15 protein-coding genes are annotated in these 16,338 nt (G+C 40.9%); 10 read left to right on the top strand and 5 right to left on the bottom strand.

Annotated elements, in window-relative coordinates; translation table 11 throughout:
* Positions 1-112: 112 nt before the first annotated feature.
* The 4 genes from BWD42_RS10585 (at position 113) to BWD42_RS10570 (ending at position 3,508) form a co-directional block, all read left to right on the top strand.
* A complete protein-coding gene (locus BWD42_RS10585) occupies positions 113-1,135 on the top strand; it encodes a LacI family DNA-binding transcriptional regulator (RefSeq protein ID WP_077436071.1) in 1,023 nt (340 codons plus the stop codon).
* A gap of 113 nt (positions 1,136-1,248) precedes the next feature.
* Positions 1,249-1,806, top strand: a complete 558-nt coding sequence (locus BWD42_RS10580; RefSeq protein WP_077436069.1) for a hypothetical protein — start codon at positions 1,249-1,251, stop codon at positions 1,804-1,806.
* Between the two features lies 1 nt (position 1,807).
* Positions 1,808-2,281, top strand: a complete 474-nt coding sequence (locus BWD42_RS10575) for a hypothetical protein (protein ID WP_077436067.1) — start codon at positions 1,808-1,810, stop codon at positions 2,279-2,281.
* A gap of 204 nt (positions 2,282-2,485) precedes the next feature.
* Complete coding sequence (locus tag BWD42_RS10570; RefSeq protein ID WP_077436065.1) at positions 2,486-3,508, top strand: WD40/YVTN/BNR-like repeat-containing protein; 1,023 nt, start codon at positions 2,486-2,488, stop codon at positions 3,506-3,508.
* Positions 3,509-3,549: 41 nt separating this feature from the next.
* Here the strand turns inward: BWD42_RS10570 and BWD42_RS10565 are convergent, their stop codons facing one another.
* Both BWD42_RS10565 and glmM read right to left on the bottom strand, forming a co-directional pair.
* Positions 3,550-5,625 carry a Na+/H+ antiporter gene (locus BWD42_RS10565; protein WP_077436063.1) on the bottom strand — a complete coding sequence of 692 codons (2,076 nt, stop codon included), beginning with the start codon at positions 5,623-5,625 and terminating at the stop codon, positions 3,550-3,552.
* An 84-nt stretch (positions 5,626-5,709) separates the two neighbouring features.
* Complete coding sequence (gene glmM, locus BWD42_RS10560) at positions 5,710-7,092, bottom strand: phosphoglucosamine mutase (RefSeq protein ID WP_077436061.1); 1,383 nt, start codon at positions 7,090-7,092, stop codon at positions 5,710-5,712.
* Positions 7,093-7,293: 201 nt separating this feature from the next.
* Between glmM and BWD42_RS10555 the strand changes: the two genes are divergently transcribed.
* Entirely contained in the window at positions 7,294-7,875 is a 582-nt protein-coding gene (locus tag BWD42_RS10555; RefSeq protein ID WP_077436059.1) for a phosphatase PAP2 family protein, read from the top strand.
* Positions 7,875-8,702 carry a ZIP family metal transporter gene (locus BWD42_RS10550; protein WP_077436057.1) on the top strand — a complete coding sequence of 276 codons (828 nt, stop codon included), beginning with the start codon at positions 7,875-7,877 and terminating at the stop codon, positions 8,700-8,702. Before BWD42_RS10555 ends, BWD42_RS10550 begins: the two co-directional genes overlap by 1 nt.
* Here BWD42_RS10550 and BWD42_RS10545 read toward each other — a convergent pair whose 3' ends face one another.
* On the bottom strand, positions 8,703-9,152 hold the full coding sequence (locus BWD42_RS10545) for a MarR family winged helix-turn-helix transcriptional regulator (RefSeq protein WP_077436055.1): 450 nt from the start codon (positions 9,150-9,152) through the stop codon (positions 8,703-8,705). It abuts the gene before it with no gap.
* Positions 9,153-9,283: 131 nt separating this feature from the next.
* Here BWD42_RS10545 and BWD42_RS10540 point away from each other — a divergent pair, with 131 nt between their 5' ends.
* From BWD42_RS10540 to BWD42_RS10520, 4 genes are all read left to right on the top strand, one after another.
* Positions 9,284-9,523 (top strand): ferrous iron transport protein A, encoded by a 240-nt coding sequence (locus BWD42_RS10540; RefSeq protein WP_077436053.1) that lies wholly within the window; start codon positions 9,284-9,286, stop codon positions 9,521-9,523.
* A complete protein-coding gene (gene feoB, locus BWD42_RS10535; protein ID WP_077436051.1) occupies positions 9,523-11,625 on the top strand; it encodes a ferrous iron transport protein B in 2,103 nt (700 codons plus the stop codon). The genes BWD42_RS10540 and feoB overlap by 1 nt, the downstream gene beginning before the upstream one ends.
* A 61-nt stretch (positions 11,626-11,686) precedes the next feature.
* Positions 11,687-11,851, top strand: coding sequence for a FeoB-associated Cys-rich membrane protein (locus BWD42_RS10530; protein WP_077436049.1), 165 nt, complete (start codon positions 11,687-11,689; stop codon positions 11,849-11,851).
* Positions 11,852-12,225: 374 nt separating this feature from the next.
* Positions 12,226-13,647: an amino acid permease gene (locus BWD42_RS10520; RefSeq protein WP_077436045.1), complete on the top strand. Its 1,422-nt coding sequence runs from the start codon at positions 12,226-12,228 to the stop codon at positions 13,645-13,647.
* A 95-nt stretch (positions 13,648-13,742) separates the two neighbouring features.
* Here the strand turns inward: BWD42_RS10520 and BWD42_RS10515 are convergent, their stop codons facing one another.
* Positions 13,743-14,807, bottom strand: a complete 1,065-nt coding sequence (locus BWD42_RS10515; RefSeq protein WP_077436043.1) for a PA0069 family radical SAM protein — start codon at positions 14,805-14,807, stop codon at positions 13,743-13,745.
* A gap of 253 nt (positions 14,808-15,060) precedes the next feature.
* The gene (locus tag BWD42_RS10510; RefSeq protein WP_077436041.1) at positions 15,061-16,329 is read right to left on the bottom strand and encodes a hypothetical protein; all 1,269 of its coding nucleotides are present in this window, start codon (positions 16,327-16,329) and stop codon (positions 15,061-15,063) included.
* Between the last annotated feature and the right edge of the window lie 9 nt (positions 16,330-16,338).

The following is a 16,338-nucleotide window of genomic DNA, read 5'->3' as shown; positions in this document are numbered from 1 at the left end:
TATAACTGGTTATTTAAATTATATCCGGCAACAAAATTGCAACCGGTTGCATAAAAGTAGGATATGTTTCCGAATTTTCCAAAATATTCAATAAAATTATTTACTTTGGGGTGTGAAAAGAAAAACAACGATTTATGATATTGCGCGGGCGCTTGGAATCACGGTTTCAACGGTTTCACGTGCCCTGAATAATATACCCACCATTAGTGAGGCTACACGGCAGTTGGTCCTGGACAAAGCAAAAGAACTCAATTATAGTGTCAATAAAATTGCATCCTCACTCTCTTCGGGCCGGTCCAATACCATTGGAGTTATCGTACCAACGATGCAAATCCATTTTTTTGCAGAAGCAGTTCACAGCATTGAAAAAGAATTAAAAAAGCACAACTATAGCTTACTGCTTTATCAATCGAATGAATCCTATTCGGATGAAGTAAACGGAGTCAAAACTTTGTTGGAAGCACAGGTGGACGGCATCATAGCCTCACTTTCCTTGGAAACCCAGCAAATAGCACATTTCCAGGAAGTCATCAAGCAAGGCAAAAGTCTGATTATCTTTGACCGTACCCACCAGGACATTGCAGCACCTGTAGTTAAATTGAATGATTTTGAAGCGGGCTACCTTGCAACCACACATCTGATCGAACAAGGATATAAAAAAATTGGTTTTATCACCACGAATAAAGAAATTGCTATCTTTCAGGATCGTTTTAGCGGTTTTGAAGCAGCCTTAAAAGAAGCAGGTCTTCCACAGCTGGATGAACTTATAGTCCGCGGGGAACTCTCTATTGAAGCAGGGATCAAAGGCACCGAGCAGATCCTGCAATCTTCCGTTCAACCGGATGCGATCATTGGAGGTGACGACTTTACCGCTGTGGGCATTATCCAGGCGCTCAAAGCTGCTCAGATTGACATTCCAGCAACAGGCGTTATCGGCTTTGCGAACCAGACGTTCTCTTCGTTTATTACACCGACTTTATCGAGTATCGATCAACAGGCCAACAAAATGGGCGAGGAATGTGCTAAACTCTTTATGAAGATGGTTAAACAAAAGGATCCTTATGAAGATATCGAACAAGTTGTTCTCGATCCAATACTGGTAAAAAGAAAATCCACCTGTAGAACAGACAACTAATTGATAACATGATGAGGATATCCAACAGTTTATACGCGATTCAATCCTGATAAAAAGAAAATCTACCTGTGGAATAGACAAATAATTGATAACTTTGCCGAAATTTGAAATCAATGCAAGCCAGGCAGAAGTTTAGAATTTTAAGTATTTGCTTATTATTTGTTATCCAGGCGCTCTTTTTAGTCGCCATTTTTGTTGAAAATACCAACTCATATATTGTACTGTCATTCATCGGATTACTTTCCTTATTTATCTTATATAGCTACCTCAAATCGCCGATACACCACCACATCCATGAATATGAGTCAATCAAAATAGCGGCATGGGTGCCAGTAGGTGCCATCATCTCCTATTACTTCAATCAGATCTTTGGGCTCGGACCTGTCATGGGCGCTGCACTGACTGGTACATTAGCTTCATTTATCCCCAATATCAATAAGAAGTCAAGTTACCTCCCTCATCTTCCTGCAGCCATCTATTGTGGTGCGTTTGTGGGTATGTCAAGTTCCCAGGTCGCTCATGGTTTTTCTTTTATATTGACAGCGGGTGTCTTTACCGCAGTCTTTCTGGTGATTTCAAAAAGCTTACTGAATGGTGTCGGTGGCAAATTGGGCACACTGGCTTTCCTCGGTGTTTCGTTGACCTATTTACTACTTTATCTTTTCAAATAACATGGAAACATTCATTCTATATCTTGTCGGAATTATCGGAAGTACAGCGACATATTATGTAAACACAAAATACAGACAGGGCGCTGTACGCTCCTCTGCATTGCTAACGTTGATCGTATCCGCTTTCCTATATTTCTTCCCCCATCTACTCTCCACCTATCTCACTCAGTATATTCCGGCCGTATTTATCGGCGCTTCTTTTATCGGTATGGTATCCAAGACACAGCTGTCTACTTATTTTGGACTTTCCTTGGCAGGTGTTATATTCACCACCATCCTGCTCAATACCAGTAAGTTTTTCAATGGATATGGTGGCGCATTGGGGACATCGGCCTGTATATCCTTGCTCGTCATATTGAGTATCCCTTATTTTAAATCGCCAAGAAAAATGACAGTTGGCTTGCTCCTGTTGAGGAAAACGATAATGAAAAAAGGACGTAAAGCATCCCGCAGAAGTGTAGATTTGTCTAAATAATATGCGTAGATTTACCGTAACAATGCGAATGGATTTACAGCAAAAAGTACAATTGAATTTAACGTAAATAGATCTACTGCAATTATATTACTGCATTTAGTGCAAATGAATTTACCACAGTAATACGAACAGATCTCCCGCAACAATACATTTAAGTTTAACGTCATTATACACTGAATTTATTGCAATAACTAGTATAACCACATGAAACCACTATTTTTTTTCTTTCTCGTCCAGGTCTTTCTTATCGAAAGTCTATCTGCACAAAAAAACACAATTAGGCTGTTGAATCAAGAACGCAATAGCAGTTATCGGGGACTAAGTGTTGTCGATGATCAGACACTATGGGTCAGCGGAAACAACGGTACAGTGGGTTTGAGTACCGATGCTGGAAAAAATTGGCAGTGGGTCAATCCCATCGGTTACGAAAAGATAGACTTTAGGGATATCGAGGCTTTCGATGAAAATCAGGCCCTGATTATTTCAGCAGGTTCCCCGGCCTTAATATTACTAACCAATGATGCGGGCAGAAGCTGGAAAGAGGTTTTTAAAGATACACGTCCCGAAATATTTTATGATGGTTTTGCTTTTACACCAAAAGGTGTGGGTATCGCTTTCGGCGATGCTATCCAAGGACAGATGCCCCTCTTAAAAACAACAGATTTTGGGCAGACCTGGAAAGATATATCCTCCAACCTTAGCTATACCATTGCCGAAGGTGAGGCCGGTTTTGCAGCCAGTGGTACCTCCATCTTTAGTCTTGCCACGGGCGACTTTTGGATCGCAACCGGCGGAACGGTTTCCAATATCTACACGAGCAAAGATCAGGGAGATACCTGGCAGCGTTACAGATGTCCCATTACGCAGGGGCAAAATAGCACTGGCCCTTTTTCCATTGCATTCAGTTCGCCTAAATCGGGGATTGTCGTTGGTGGGGATTACCGAAATGATAAAAATAAGGATAAAGCCTGCTTTTTGAGCAATGATGGTGGTAAAACTTGGCAAGCTTCCCATCAGCCAGTATCGGGTTTTAAATCGGCTGTTATCTATCTCTCGAACAAACAACTTATCTGTACCGGAACATCAGGAACAGATCTGTCAGCGGACAAAGGAAAAACATGGTATAATATCTCGCCAGATAGCTACAATGCCGTGCAGAAGGCGAAAAAGGGTAAAGCTGTTTTCTTAGCTGGTGATAAAGGAAAAATAGCCAGGTTGGTCCAATAGGTTAACCCGGCTATTTTTGAATCTCTAGGGCTCAGTCCTCCTTATTTGCGTGTCAGGCGCGACTCTTCTAAGTCCAATGAATATTCTAAATCTTTGATGACGTCACTGTCGTACTCTTTGCTCTCCTTCATTTTCGCTAATCCTTCCCGACGTACCGCCAGAATTTCGAGCATAATTTTATTATATAATCCCCTGACAGCCGATAACTGCGCCCGGGTGTCCTCTTCTTTGGCTCGTTCAGATGCATTTATGCTTCGGATAAGCTGCTCTTTTACCCTTGCGATTGTTTCGTATTCCATCATCTCTTTGGCATAATGCTTATCGAGATAAGCGATGGAGTCCTTACCTAGCCGAACACGGATTTCATCAATTTGCTCTTCCATCGGTACCTGTTCATCAACCTCCTCGATCTTGATCAATTTTATCAGCAGGGGCAGTGTAAGTCCCTGAAACACCAGAGTCACCAGAATAACGACAAAAGTGATAAACAAAATAAGATTACGATGCGGGAAAGCTGTTCCGTCATATAATGTCATCGGGATAGCCAAGGCTGAGGCAAGCGAAACAACGCCCCGCATACCGGCCCAGCCGACGATCAACGGCAGCTTCCAACCCGGGCCTTTTTCTTTGACACGAACTCTTTTAAACAATAAACGTGGAACATAGGCAGAAAGATAAACCGCAACCAAGCGCAATACAATGACAATAACACAGATGGCCAGAGAAAAATCAATTGCTTCTTCCATCGAATATTCCCCCAGCCCATTGATGATCACTGGCAGTTCAAGTCCAATCAAGATAAAAACAAAACCATTCAATAAAAATCCAATTGTTGCCCAAACTTCCTTGGTTTGTATCCGGGTATGATAGTTCAGATAATCACCCGCCCGGAAAGAAAGGAACAAGCCGCCACTGACCACAGCCAGAACACCTGACCATTCAAAATGTTCGGCAACGATATACATCAGGTAAGGAGCGATCAACGTAATTGGCGTCGATATACTGGAGGATTTAGCTACATAACGCAAGAAGAAATACAAGATATGGCCGATCACAAGTCCGACAACAACACCCATTACGGAGAGTACAAGAAATTGTGTTGTTGCAGTACCCATCGCAAACTGCCCCGTTAGGATAGCGATGGAAGCAAACCGAAATACAGTCAAAGAAGCCGCATCGTTGACGAGACTCTCCCCTTCCAAGATCGTGATACCCCGTTTAGGTATACTCACGCCTTTTAATACCGAACTGGCAGCAACTGCGTCCGGAGGAGAAATAATCCCGCCCAGCAAAAAGCCCAAAGCCAAGGTGAACCCTGGAATAATACTCACCGAAAAATATGCGATTGCCAAGGAAGTAAAAAAGACCAGCCCAAAACCCATGATGAAAATAGATCGCCGCCATTTCAAAAAATTGTTCCAGTTGGTATACCAGGCCGCTTCAAACAGCAAGGGTGGTAAAAATACCAAAAAGACAATATCCGGATCTATACTAATCACTGGCGCTCCGGGAATAAGGGAAATCCCTAGACCACCTATAACCAATAAGATGGGATAGGATATTTTTAGTCGTTGACTCAGCACAAACAGCATGGCCATAAAGAAAAACAGCACCATGACCAGCAACAGGTTATTATGCACATTGTGTCCCAGCTTTCCACCAATGGCCGACTTGACCTCCTGATAAGGCGTAAGCATGGACAGGTTATATTGCCTGATCTTCCAATCATTATCGATCTTGCTCAGCACACCTGTACCCCGAAAATACTTGGTGTTTATCTTAAAAGTCTCATCAAACCAAGCCGTTGTACTATCGGTATTAAAATGGATATATCTGTTTTGATAAGTATAGTTCCAAGCATATTGGGCGTTAAAATATTGCTCAGAGAATGTACTACTATGGTTTTTATCCCAGCGTTCCTGCCGGTCGGCTCCCAAGATAACGGCATCTGCTGCCAGCGCGTTTAGAAAAGGCCCAAATTTGACTTCGCCCGAAGATTTATGCCAGGTATCCAAAGTCGCATTGACTGCATCAACAGGCTTCTGAGCCATCAGCGGAACTGCATATAAAAATAGACTCAAAAAACAATAAATCGCTATAAGGGTCTTCTTCATCATAAATTATGCTTACGTATTTTATTTGTGGAAATATATTGCCGTGTAGATCATAAAACAAAAAGCTGCGGATGCAGCTTTTTGTTTTTATTTAATTATTTCTTCGATCTCGCGAATGATTTTTTGCGCGATCTGCTCCGCGGCCTCCGGTGTTGGCCCTTCGGAGTAGATCCGAATGATAGGCTCCGTATTGGATTTACGCAAATGCACCCACTCATTTTCAAAGTCTATTTTCAGTCCATCGATGGTACTGTGTTCTTCATTTTTATACTTTTCTTCCATTTTCGCCAAAAGATTGTCGATATCCAGTTCTGGTGTCAACGTGATCTTATTCTTGGACATAAAATATTGTGGCAGTGAAGCGCGGTACTCCGAAGCTTTCTTACCCAACTTAGCCAAATGCGTCAGGAAAATAGCCACACCTACCAGAGCATCACGACCATAGTGTGAGGCTGGATAGATTACCCCACCATTACCTTCGCCACCGATCACAGCATCTACTTCTTTCATTTTGGTGACCACATTAACTTCGCCTACAGCAGCAGCATAATATTCACCACCGTGAGCTTTGGTTACATCACGTAGGGCACGTGTCGACGATAAATTGGAGACTGTATTCCCTTTTTTGTGCTGCAAAAGATAATCTGCAACAGCAACAAGTGTATACTCCTCACCAAATAACTCCCCGTCTTCCATCATGAATACCAAACGGTCCACGTCAGGATCGACAGCAATTCCCAAGTCAGCTTTATTTTCGATCACGGCAGCAGATAAATCTGTGAGATGTTCCTTTAGAGGCTCGGGGTTATGCGGGAAATTGCCATTCGGCTCACAGTGAATTTTATAAATTGTCTGTACACCCAGCGCATCCAGTAAGGCAGGAATAAATGTTCCACCCGTACTATTCACCGCATCCAAAGCAACTTTAAAGTTCGCCGCTTTGATCGCTTCCTTATCTACATATTCCAATGCCAATACAGCATCAACATGTTTTTGTAGATAAGAATAATCTTTGTGTACCGAACCTAGTTGCTCGACAGCAGAAAAATCAAAATCCAGGGATTCACCAAGGGCTAAAACTTCCTGACCTTCCGCGTCGGATATAAATTCGCCTTTTGCATTCAACAGTTTTAGCGCATTCCATTGTCCCGGATTATGCGAAGCTGTCAGGATAATCCCTCCGGCCGCTTTTTCCATGGGAACAGCAATCTCCACTGTAGGCGTTGTCGATAATCCCAAATCAATGACGTCAACACCGATACTTTGCAGGGTTCCGATAACAAGGTTACTGACCATTTCGCCAGAAACACGGGCATCTCTTCCAACTACAATTTTCTTTATTCCGGTTTGCTTTACAATAATAGTTCCGTAAGCAGCTGTAAATTTAACAATATCTATTGGCGTAAGTCCTTCTCCTGCACGACCGCCTATCGTACCGCGTATTCCTGAGATTGATTTAATTAAAGTCATTTCCTTTGAATTGATTAACGTGTAAATTTAGCATTATGGCAATAAAATATCGAATTAAAATTATAATTATTGAATATTTAACGTATCTTTGTTGCAACAAAGTTGTTTTTAAAAGAAACAATCGTTTGCAATGAAATTATTTTTACTTTTGAAAAGCGAGTTTTTAAAAGTTTGGGAATTTCATTGTAATCAACAACATTTATGATTCAACAATTAGTACACATCGACCAGGAAATTTTTCTTGCCATCAATCAAGGTTTAAGTAACCCTGTATTTGACTGGCTGTTGCCTATTTTACGTAATCCATACACATGGGCTCCACTGTATCTATTTCTGGTTATTTTTTTCATAAAAACTTATGGAAAAATGGGTATACTGATTGTGGCAATGACATTGGTTACTTTTGGTATTTCTGATGGGATCTCATCGCATTTGATCAAAAAGACTGTCAAAAGAATCAGGCCCTGCAATGATGTGGAGTTTAAGGAAAATGTCAATATTCGGGTACGCTGTGGCTCCGGATTTAGCTTTACCTCCTCCCATGCGGCCAATCACTTTTCCCTGGCCTTCTTCTGGATTGTGCTTTTCCGACGAAGATGGAAATATGTGCTTTGGCTTTGTATTGCCTGGGCATTCCTGATTTCGGTCTCTCAAATCTATGTTGGTGTTCATTACCCCTTTGATATACTCTGTGGCTCCGCACTTGGAATCCTGGTCGGATTGGCTACAGGCTATCTATTTAAGCGGTTTGTACCTAGCTTTTTTAAAACTGAACAAGTATAATGAATTCAATTTTATTGATTTTAATTTTATTCGTACCTGCATTTGCAAGTGGTATCGCTGTTTTTTTCGTCCAGAAAAAAGGAACAAATTTTCTAAAATTGATCCTTTCTTTTAGTGGGGCTTATCTATTCTCCATTACTGTACTGCATTTAATTCCACATGTATACCAGTCGACGAATACCTCACCCGAAATATTGGGCATCTATGTACTCGGTGGCTTTTTATTCCAGTTGTTTCTTGAGCAATTTTCTCAGGGAATTGAACACGGACATATCCATACCGAGAATGGGCATGGCCATCACAGCCACAGCTTTCCAATCGGTATCATGTTTAGCTTATGTCTACACGCCTTCCTTGAGGGAATGCCATTGGCAGCGACACATCAGACCGAGCTAGCCTTGGGGATCTCGATCCACCATATTCCTGCGGCATTCGCCTTAGGTAGCATACTTATCAGCACACACCTGAAAAAAAACACGATTATCATTACACTGGCACTATTCGCGGCCATGACCCCTTTCGGCTTCCTATTGAGTAAAGCGATTAGCGCTGGCGAGGTTGGTCATATTCAACAATATTTTGATAAGATCATGGCCGTGGTAATTGGTATATTTCTACATATATCGACAACCATATTGTTCGAGTCCGGATCTATAGACCATCATAAATTTAACAAAAAGAAAATGATTGCGGTAATCGCCGGAGTGGCCATTGCCTTAGCAAGTTTTGCTTTCGCTGGCGAGCATGATCATGCTCACGACCACGGACAGGGCAAGCAAGAAGAGCTGCATGATCATGATCATCATGACCATGACCATGCACATTAATTAGCCTCTCAGCTTGTCCAATAAAGCGCTGAGCTGGGTTGCTTCTTTGGGAGTAATCCTATCGGACAAAATATCTTTCATTAACATTGGTTCCTCCAGGTTCTTAAGGATCTCCAGCCCCTTATCGGTGATAACCAGATCAACTGCCCGCTTATCACCGCCGGATTGACAACGGGAAACAAGTCCTTTCGTTACCATTCTATCTATCATTCGGGAGATATCAGGTGTCGTACTTAACATCCTTGATTTGATCAGGCTATTGGTTGCAGGTTTTGGGTATTGTCCCCGGAGAATGCGTAAGACATTAAATTGTTTCAAAGTGATCCGCTCTTTGGCTGCCCTTTGCTCAAGTTCGTTGTTAAGCCAATTGTACGTGTATAGGATATTTACGGTACAACGATGCCATTCATTACTGAATTTACTTACTTTGATTTCGTCCTCGATTTTCATTTTGGTTGATAATTAATCCCTTTTTACCCGTAAAGATAGCTGTTTTTTGCGCTAAATACATAACTATGACATTAGAATCATTCTAAATGGTAGAAAATCTGTATATTTGGAGGATACAAAAAAACAGGTAGATGCGTAATAAAACTAGCTTAGACAAGCTAAAAAAAGGGGAAAAAGCGGTAATTATTGATTTTGATTCGCACGATATTCCAGCTAAATTTTTCGAATTGGGTTTTGTACCCGGTACAGAAGTAGAAGTGAAACATATCGCACCTTTAAATGGTCCTATATGTTTAAATATTATTGCTAATAACGCCTTGATTGCCATTCGCAAATCAGAAGCTAAAGTCATCCTTATTGATCAAAAATAATGAATAACCCGATTATTGCACTTTTGGGTAATCCAAATGTGGGTAAAACCTCTTTGTTTAACCGGATTACAAAATTAAATCAGAAAGTAGGAAACTATCCTGGTATCACGGTAGAGAAACGTGAGGGACAAGTTAAAGCCAACAACAAGACCTATCGTGTCATCGATCTTCCCGGAACCTATACATTGTTCCCAAGCTCAATGGATGAAGAAGTCGTCTTTAATACACTGGTCAACAAAGAAAACAGTTTTAGGCCCAATCTCGTTGTTGTCGTTGCCGAACCGACAAACCTAAAAAGGTCTGTCATCCTCTATCAACAAGCGCGCGAACTCGGTCTTCCGGCCATCTTCGTCATCAATATGATCGATGAGGCCAAAGAAAAAGGAATCAGTATAGATATCCCAAAACTCGAACAGCTACTCAATACAAAAGTATACGAAACAAATGCACGCACAGGGCAAGGCATAGATCAGCTGATCAAAAACTTCGATGCAGTACCGCCGATGTATATCAGCAAGTTTCAATTGCCAGCCATAGCGAATGAAGCATTGGAAGAGACCAAAAGACTGTTCCCTTTGGATACCGAATACCATACCTGGCAATATTTGGCCAAAGGTGAAGTATCTTTTTTATCCAAAGAAAAAAATCAGGCAATTCAACAAATCCGTGAAAAGCATCAATTAAAAGCGGAGAAATTGCAAAAAGAAGAAGCCATCCTGCGGAGCAAATCCTTAGATGGCAACTTAGCTGAAATCTATACCAAGGACGATGCGTCCAACAAAAATAAGACAAACGCGATCGACAAGGTATTGCTCCATCCGATCTTTGGCTATCTGATCTTTTTTGGTATTCTTTTCCTGATTTTCCAGGCCATATATACCTGGTCAGGTCCGGCTATGGACTTTATAGATGGCCTTTTTGGCGATTTCGCAGCCTACATTCAAGCAACCCTACCTGCGGGTCCATTAACAGATCTGTTGAGCAACGGTATTATCAAAGGTATCGGAGGTATCGTCATCTTTATTCCACAGATCGTTATTTTATACATTTTTATTTCGATTATGGAAGAGACCGGCTATATGAGCCGTGTGGTTTTCCTGATGGACCGCTGGCTCAGACCTTTTGGCTTAAATGGAAAATCGGTCATCCCACTGATCTCTGGCGTGGCATGTGCCGTACCTGCCGTCATGTCTGCACGTAATATTGAAAATGCAAAGGAAAGATTAGTCACCATATTGGTTACGCCATTCATGACCTGTTCTGCACGTCTCCCTATCTACATCGTACTGATCGGATTGGTGATCCCCAATACCAAATACGCCGGATTTCAACTGCAGGGGATGGTTTTGTTTGTCATGTATATCCTCGGGATATTTGCCGCATTATTTTCAGCAATTCTTCTGACAAAAATCATTAAGTCCAAACACAAGTCTTTCCTCATCTTTGAGCTTCCGACTTATAAGTCTCCGGACTGGAAAAATGTCGCTCTAAATGTGTGGGAGAAAACATCAAGTTTTGTCTTCGGTGCGGGTAAGATCATCTTGGCAATCTCGGTCATCCTTTGGGCCTTGGGCAGCTTTGGACCTAACGACAAATTCAGTAATGCAAAAGAATATGTGATACAAAACAATCCTAATCTCTCGGGCGAAGACCTAGACCATGAGATCTCTTCTTACCGTCTGGAACATTCTTTCCTCGGTTATCTTGGCATGGCAATTGAACCGGTTGTAGAGCCACTAGGTTACGACTGGAAGATGGGAATTGGCCTGATCTCTTCTTTTGCTGCAAGAGAGGTTTTCGTCGGAACCATGGCGACGGTATACAGTCTAGGCGACGAGGTTGATATTGAAGATGAAGCAACGAAAACAACCGTATTAAGCAAAATGCGGACGGAGATCAACCGTAACACAGGCTTACCAGCCTACAATTTTGCTTCGGGAATATCGCTTCTCTTATTTTATGCGTTTGCCATGCAATGTATGAGTACCATAGCAGCGGTTAAAAGAGAAACAGGTTCGTGGAAATGGACATTAATTCAGGTTGGTTTTATGACAGGTCTGGCGTATTTCAGTGCCTTGATTGCTTACCAGCTTTTAAAATAGATTAACGTGTTGTGCGAGTTCGCTCAGTAGCGACTTTTACAGCCCTTAAAAATAATAGGTCATGGATAATATAACAGTACAATATCTCATCGTTGGAGTTTTGGTATTAGCGGCTGTATGGTATGTCGTTAGAAATGTCCGTAAATCACTCAAAGGTAAATCAGCTTGCTCCAAAGGTTGCGGATGTAGTTGCGGAACAGCGGAAAAACCACAAAAAGCAAATTAATTTATCTTTTATTGTATCATTTACAAACAAAATTTCGTTCTAAGGTGGAGTGGCCAAAAATCACACTAGCTACGAACAAAAGAAACGCTACCATTCTCATGGTAGCGTTTTCCATTAAAAAGCTGTCTTTCAGCAGCATTAATCAAGATTACTTTCCGGTTCAGCAAAAAGCGAAGCCCAAGTTGTATAAAATACCTAAGTGTTTTACTAACTTTATGCGCTTAGGTAAACATGCTGTAGTAGCAAATTAAATAATTTGTAGTACTTTGCAGATAAACCGATTTCATCTCAATCCTACGTTGGAAAAGAGACGAGTAGAATATTCAGGATCAAGACTGATCGACATTAAATAAGTAACCGTATTAACCATACAAATGGAGAAACAGAATAACAAGGATTCGAAACAATTAAAAAGAGGACTTCAAAATAGACATATTCAGCTGATCGCACTTGGTGGCGCCATCGGAACCGGATTGTTTCTTGGGATAGGAAAAGCTGCCACACTAGCGGGACCGGCAGTGATACTTGGTTATGCCTTTGCAGGGATAATTGCATTTTTTATTATGCGTCAATTGGGGGAAATGGTGGTTGAGGAACCCGTATCTGGTAGCTTTAGTTACTTCGCCAATAAATATTGGGGGTCTTTTGCCGGCTATGCCTCTGGCTGGAACTACTGGGTGCTCTATATTTTAGTGAGCATGGCCGAACTAACAGCTATTGGAGTATATGTTCAATTCTGGTGGCCGGAAATCCCACTCTGGGGATCCAGCTTATTTTTCTTCTTCGCTATCAATGCCCTTAATCTTGCTTCGGTAAAAATTTATGGCGAGACAGAATTTTGGTTTTCAATCATTAAGGTTGTCGCTATTATTGCCATGATTGTCTTTGGTGTCTATCTCCTGGTTAGTGGTACCGGAGGTGAACAGGCGAGCCTGGGCAACCTGACTTCGCATGGGGGGTTCTTTCCAAAAGGCTGGTTTAACCAAGCTGGAGATGGCAGCTATGAAGGTCTGCTATCCGCCATGGCACTGATCATGTTTTCTTTTGGTGGACTCGAATTGGTGGGTATTACTGCTGCCGAAGCCGAGCATCCCGAGAAAAATATACCAAAAGCTACCAATCAGGTTATCTACCGCATACTAATCTTTTATGTGGGTGCTCTGATTATCTTGTTTTCCCTCACACCTTGGACAAATATCACCGCGGATACGAGTCCTTTTGTATTGGTCTTTGACAAACTTAATGGTTTTGAATTTACCCTATTCGGAAAAACATTCTATTTCACAAAAATTATCGCAAACGCACTCAACCTGATCGTGCTCACCGCGGCCTTATCTGTATACAATAGCAGTGTTTACAGTAATAGCAGAATGCTCTTTGGGCTCGCTGAACAAGGTAATGCACCCAAGTTTTTGTCCAAGCTTAACAAAAATCATGCGCCTATAAATGCTATTCTGGTTTCAGCAGTGTTTGCCGCGATTTGTGTCTTTATCAATTATGTTGCACCAAAAAATGCATTGGAGATCCTGATGTCGCTGGTTGTTTCTTCATTGATCATCAACTGGCTAATGATTTCAATCACGCATTTATACTTTAGAAAAAACAAAATCGATGCGCATGTAAAAACGAAATTTCCTTCGTTTCTCTATCCATTGAGCAATTATATCTGTCTGATCTTTCTGATTGCTGTGCTGGGTATCATGTGGGTAACTGGCATGAAATTACCGGTTGAATTGATTCCGGTGTGGTTATTACTATTATATATCAGTTACGTATTGATCAATAGAAAAAAATAAGAATTTGAGCATCAATTTATGACTCCGTGCTTTCGGAAGCCGTATTCTGCTCAGAACAAAGGCCAGACTCTCAAATGAATCTGGCCTTTGTTGTATTAAAATAATCCCAGTTGCACACCCGCATCCGGCAAGCGGAAAAGATCCCTTCTCAGAGGCGGAAGCACCCCATTATTCATATATTTCTTCACAGAAAGTTTAAATAAATGCTGCAGGCTCTCTGCCATATTGCCATCCCCTTTTATACGCCGTCCGAAATCAGTATCATTAATTTTTCCGCCATGACAAGCCTCGATCCAATGCAATACCTTTTCGGCGCGATCGGGATAATTCTGATACAACCAATCTTTAAATATACCACCGATCTGCCCGTTAAGTCTAACAATGGTATAAGAGGCGGTAATTGCGCCCGCATCTGCTCCCGAACGGATCAAATCTGAAATCTCGTCGCTGTTGATCCCGGGAACAATGGGCGCTATCATTAGCATCACAGGCACACCTATCCCCGCCAATCCCTCAATGAGTTTTAAACGGGCCGAGGCAGTAGCCGTCCTGGGTTCCATCTTTTGCCGAACCTCCTCCCTTAGGGAATTAATGGTCACGGCAACGGATACCAGATTCAGTGCTGCAAGCTCACGCAAGAGGTCAAAATCCCTTCGCATCAATACATTCTTGCTGATGATGGAAACTGGATTTCGATATTTTAGCATCAATTCTAAAAGCGATCGTGTGATCCCCAATTTCCGTTCGATAGGTTGGTAGCAATCGGTATTGCCTGAGAGCATAATCAAATCAGGCTGGTAACTGGACTTGCGGAATTCATGCTCCAGAAGTTGAGCAGCATTGTGTTTGACCAGGATTTTGCGCTCGAAGTCTAATCCGGCACTAAAGCCCCAGTATTCATGTGAATTGCGGGCATAGCAGTAAATACAGCCATGCTCACAGCCCTGATAGGGATTGATTGATCGTTCAAATCGCAGGTCTGGGCTATTGGATTTGGAGATAATGGACTTCGGATGTGTCGGAATAAATTGCGTTTTTTCGGCCCCAAGAAATTCCTCATCCAAGCCTTCAATGTGCTCCTGCACATACTGGTTGGAAAAAAATTTGTTATTGGGGTTGATCTGTGCCCCTCTGCCCTTAAAATATTCTGACTGATTCATAAGTTAAAATTACTAAAATTATTAGTAATTTTAACAAAATTATGTCATCTTATTTTCCCTTTTGAATGAAGTTCATGAAAGAAATCGCTCAAAAAAAAAGCAATTTCAATCGATTATTGCTTTTTTTTTGAGCAATCCAACATCCTCCTCTCTATTATCAATCTCTTATTACGAGCCTAGCATACTAAAAAACCATTATGGTGTAATCTCCGCGGGAAATAGTCATAAAGCGTAAGTTTTGCAAATGGCATCGCTATTCTTTTTCTTCTAGTAGAACCAGGTGAAATAAATAGGCTAGTTCAATAAACTTAGCACAATTCGTTTTTAAGCTCTCTATAACTATAATATTGAGAGATGAGCTTCCTTTTCCAACAGAAACTTCAAAACAGTCTGTTAGCACAGACCTCAAATACCCTATTTCTCTTTGGTATTCAGAAAAAATCCAATTAAGAGCAAATAATGGTTCTGATCTTTCCTTTATCTCCAAATAATTAGTTTGATAATTTAATGATTCAAAAGAAGAAGTGTAAAAGGCATTTTCATCGCTATCATCATCTTTCAATCCAATGCGCGGCCTCTTATGCGGCTTAAATATCCAACAAAATTCCACAATCTTTAAAACGGATGTGTAAACAGTATAGACGCGCTTAAAATCACTAATCTCTTGTCCGTTTAAAATAGAATCCAACCACCAAAACATTTCATTAAGAATTGTATCAATAGTAGATTTTCCAAATATCTTAAGCAGCACTGTTTGTGGACTTATAATTTCGTCTATCGTTAAATTTGACGGATATTCACCGAATTCTGAATATAAAAATGCCCTTGAATCTGGAATATAATCTTCATAGCGATTTATCAAATAAGCCATTTCTGTTAATTTCTGAAAAAGAACATACGTATCATAAACTTCTCCACCATCAATCTCTTGACAAATACTTGTTGATAAGAAAGTATATTCTCCCCATTTAGCAAGCAATTGAATCCAATCGAGATGTGTCCTATTTTCAAAAATAGACCTATAAAACATATAAGGATTTTCAATTTCGTCCAACGACAACCAACGAACCTTCCCCTTAAAGCGGTAAACCACTTCCATATAATCATCTTCGCGTCTAAATGGTTTATATTGTTCATCAAATTTAATGTGTAAACACGAATAATCATCAAAGTAGTATGTGCTATTATTGACATAACAAAACTCTGGCCGGTATCTTTTTGAATCATCAACAATACGAAACTCACACCCCCCTCCAACATTTTCTTTATAAGTCAGATACAGCCATGCTAAATCTATCAATCTCCTATTTAACTCTAATCGATATGTCGCGTTTGCAAGATATAAATCAGGATAAATTTCGTTCGACATCACAGTTCTTAAAAGCTTATCATTGGCAAGCAAATGACTTTCGTAGTCAGTCGCGTCAAAAAACTGCCAATATAATGTAAGCATACTTTTGTAAGATATATCGTGTTTACTTGTCTCTAGATCAATTATTCCGATCGGTTTTAGTATATCCATAATTTAAAA

This window comes from Sphingobacterium sp. CZ-UAM (genome assembly GCF_002000245.1).
Classification (GTDB): Bacteria; Bacteroidota; Bacteroidia; order Sphingobacteriales; family Sphingobacteriaceae; genus Sphingobacterium.
Note: the sequence above shows the minus strand (reverse complement) of the source record. Positions and strands in the feature narration are given on the sequence as shown.

Coding starts and splice junctions, on each gene's coding strand:
- BWD42_RS10580 (WP_077436069.1), top strand. CDS start 1,249: ATGCAAGCCAGGCAGAAGTTTAGAATTTTAAGTATTTGCTTATTATTT.
- BWD42_RS10575 (WP_077436067.1), top strand. CDS start 1,808: ATGGAAACATTCATTCTATATCTTGTCGGAATTATCGGAAGTACAGCG.
- BWD42_RS10570 (WP_077436065.1), top strand. CDS start 2,486: ATGAAACCACTATTTTTTTTCTTTCTCGTCCAGGTCTTTCTTATCGAA.
- BWD42_RS10565 (WP_077436063.1), bottom strand. CDS start 5,625: ATGATGAAGAAGACCCTTATAGCGATTTATTGTTTTTTGAGTCTATTT.
- glmM (WP_077436061.1), bottom strand. CDS start 7,092: ATGACTTTAATTAAATCAATCTCAGGAATACGCGGTACGATAGGCGGT.
- BWD42_RS10555 (WP_077436059.1), top strand. CDS start 7,294: ATGATTCAACAATTAGTACACATCGACCAGGAAATTTTTCTTGCCATC.
- BWD42_RS10550 (WP_077436057.1), top strand. CDS start 7,875: ATGAATTCAATTTTATTGATTTTAATTTTATTCGTACCTGCATTTGCA.
- BWD42_RS10545 (WP_077436055.1), bottom strand. CDS start 9,152: ATGAAAATCGAGGACGAAATCAAAGTAAGTAAATTCAGTAATGAATGG.
- BWD42_RS10540 (WP_077436053.1), top strand. CDS start 9,284: ATGCGTAATAAAACTAGCTTAGACAAGCTAAAAAAAGGGGAAAAAGCG.
- feoB (WP_077436051.1), top strand. CDS start 9,523: ATGAATAACCCGATTATTGCACTTTTGGGTAATCCAAATGTGGGTAAA.
- BWD42_RS10530 (WP_077436049.1), top strand. CDS start 11,687: ATGGATAATATAACAGTACAATATCTCATCGTTGGAGTTTTGGTATTA.
- BWD42_RS10520 (WP_077436045.1), top strand. CDS start 12,226: ATGGAGAAACAGAATAACAAGGATTCGAAACAATTAAAAAGAGGACTT.
- BWD42_RS10515 (WP_077436043.1), bottom strand. CDS start 14,807: ATGAATCAGTCAGAATATTTTAAGGGCAGAGGGGCACAGATCAACCCC.
- BWD42_RS10510 (WP_077436041.1), bottom strand. CDS start 16,329: ATGGATATACTAAAACCGATCGGAATAATTGATCTAGAGACAAGTAAA.